The 2,140-nt window shown below is 47.6% G+C and carries 3 protein-coding genes and 3 pseudogenes; all 6 read left to right on the forward strand.

Going from position 1 to position 2,140, the window contains the following annotated elements; genetic code table 11:
- Window positions 1-109 (forward strand): annotated as a pseudogene (locus tag POG22_RS00715) (IS30 family transposase); the annotation flags it as partial.
- A 1-nt stretch (window position 110) separates the two neighbouring features.
- Window positions 111-598, forward strand: a pseudogene (locus POG22_RS00720) (IS1 family transposase); the annotation flags it as partial.
- Window positions 599-665: 67 nt separating this feature from the next.
- Window positions 666-872 (forward strand): AbrB/MazE/SpoVT family DNA-binding domain-containing protein, encoded by a 207-nt coding sequence (locus POG22_RS00725; RefSeq protein WP_498903059.1) that lies wholly within the window; start codon window positions 666-668, stop codon window positions 870-872.
- A gap of 99 nt (window positions 873-971) precedes the next feature.
- Window positions 972-1,169 (forward strand): DNA-binding protein, encoded by a 198-nt coding sequence (locus POG22_RS00730; protein WP_498903061.1) that lies wholly within the window; start codon window positions 972-974, stop codon window positions 1,167-1,169.
- Window positions 1,169-1,528 (forward strand): annotated as a pseudogene (locus POG22_RS00735) (type II toxin-antitoxin system death-on-curing family toxin); the annotation flags it as partial. The gene POG22_RS00730 and the pseudogene POG22_RS00735, both read left to right, overlap by 1 nt.
- Before the next feature lie 236 nt (window positions 1,529-1,764).
- Window positions 1,765-2,025: a hypothetical protein gene (locus tag POG22_RS00740; protein WP_498903063.1), complete on the forward strand. Its 261-nt coding sequence runs from the start codon at window positions 1,765-1,767 to the stop codon at window positions 2,023-2,025.
- Window positions 2,026-2,140 lie beyond the last annotated feature (115 nt).

Here is a 2,140-nt window from a genome sequence, read left to right on the forward strand (position 1 = left end):
AAAAGCAGTAGATTTACTCAACGATCGTCCTCGAAAATCTCTTGACTATCGAACCCCTTCTGAGGTATTTTATAGTCAGGGATCGGAGACCGTTGCATTTCAAACTTGAATTGGCGGAAAAAATATCCTTAGCTGGTATTTCTCGGTCTGCAAGAATTTCTATGCGACATCTTCAAGACTATGTAAATAAGAAGTTGGCACAGGCTCCTCGAAAAGTTGAAGTGATGCCAAAAAAAAGGGGAAACTGATTGTTCAAATGGATGAACTCTGGTCGTTTGTCGGCCGCAAGCCAGTCAAGCAGTGGGTTTGGCTGGCTTTAAATGCTGAGACGCGCGAAATTGTTGGTGTCTATATTGGTGCGCGAGATCGAGAAGCGGCACGAAAATTATGGGAATCTTTGCCTCCTGTTTATCGTCAATGTGCTACCTGCTATACCGATCTTTGAGAATCTTATCAAACTGTTTTGCCTAGCAAACGACATCAAGCTGTGGAAAAGGATTCGGGAAAAAACAGTTATATTGAAAGATTCAACTATACTCTTCGTCAGCGTATGTCTCGACTCGTTCGTAAAGCTTTATCTTTTTCTGAAAAGTTATAAAATCACGTAGGCGCGATTTGGTACTTCGTCATAATGCTTCAATCCGCACTTGTCACTATCACTGTGCATGACTACCCAAGTGTTAACCATTCCGCCGGATTTGTCTCTATCCAGTACAGAAGTGTTAGTACGCAAAGCGGGCGATCGATTAATCGTCGAACCGATTCCTCGCGATTCCTTGCTTTCTCTACTGAAAACCTTGCCAGAACTGACTGAGACTTGGCCGGATATCGATGAAGGACTTCTTCCTCTCGATGAAATTACCTTGTCGTAGCATCGACATCACGCGATCGAATCCTGCGAGTAGAATTGGAGTAAAAGAAGATCGATCCCCACATCTTTTAAGTTGTCCAACATTGAGAACACAAAAGTTATGGCTTCTATTACGATCGAGATCCCCGACGATCGACTCCAACAACTGAAAGATCTCGCCACAGCACAGGGCATCAACCTCGAGATTCTACTGCAAACGAGCCTCGCCGATTGGCTCGACGCCCAGAATGAAGATTTCCTAGATGCAGCAGAGTATGTCTTGACTAAAAATGCTGAACTCTACGAACGCTTGGCGTAATGCGCTATCTCAAACTCATCGAAGTGCTTGCGTTGCATCGACGCCTCATCGAGAGATCTGGTGGTGCGCTGGGTATCCGAGACTTTGGCTTGCTAGAGTCCGCGATCGCACAGCCGCGCATGACGTTCGGTGGCGAAGACCTATACTCGACTGAAATTGAAAAAGCTGCCGCACTTGGCTTTTCAATCGTGATGAATCATCCGTTCGTCGATGGTAACAAACGCACGGGTCACGCTGCAATGGAAACGTTTCTTCTCCTGAATGGGCGTGAAATCCGCGCCACTGTAGACGAACAAATCGCCACTGCGCGACAGACTCCCGCAGAATTCGATCGTTACGAAAGGCTTTTGGCGAATCCATCCCGTTCGATCGAGCAGCAACAAAAACTCGACGAATTACGCTGGAATGCCGATCGCTTCATGCTACGCAAAGCCCACGCCGCTGCACTCCTACGCTGGCGAGGTCATATCGTTCCCGCGACGGTCTGATGTCAGAATACATTTCCGTCGAACTGCGCCGTCAGGTGGCAAAACGCGATCGCTAATCGAACCTCCTGAATAGAATTAAAATAAAGCGAGATCGTCCCCAACAGGCTATGAACGAACTCCTTCAACAAGCATTCGATCGCCTCGCCGAACTTCCCGAAGCGCAACAAAGGGCGATCGCTACCCAAATCTTACAAAAACTCGATCGCCTGCAATCCACCCCAACCATAACCCTCGACGTTGCCCTTAAAGATCGTGTCGGACGCCTTTCCTTTGAACCCGCCGACCTCTCCGAACGCACCCGCGAAGCATTTGGAATAACTCAACCCTGTTCGGACACGAACAAGGGGTGCATCCCAATTATGCAATGAGTAAGAATACTTAGAGCCGTTCGAGAGAAAGGAGTTAAGCTAAAAGGAGTTGCCCAAGTCGGAATCAAGTCTAGCTCATGGATGCTGAAAAACGTCGCCAAATTCAAGCTCACGC

Source organism: Geitlerinema sp. CS-897 (assembly GCF_028368005.1).
GTDB classification, from domain to species: domain Bacteria; phylum Cyanobacteriota; class Cyanobacteriia; order Cyanobacteriales; family Geitlerinemataceae; genus Baaleninema; species Baaleninema simplex.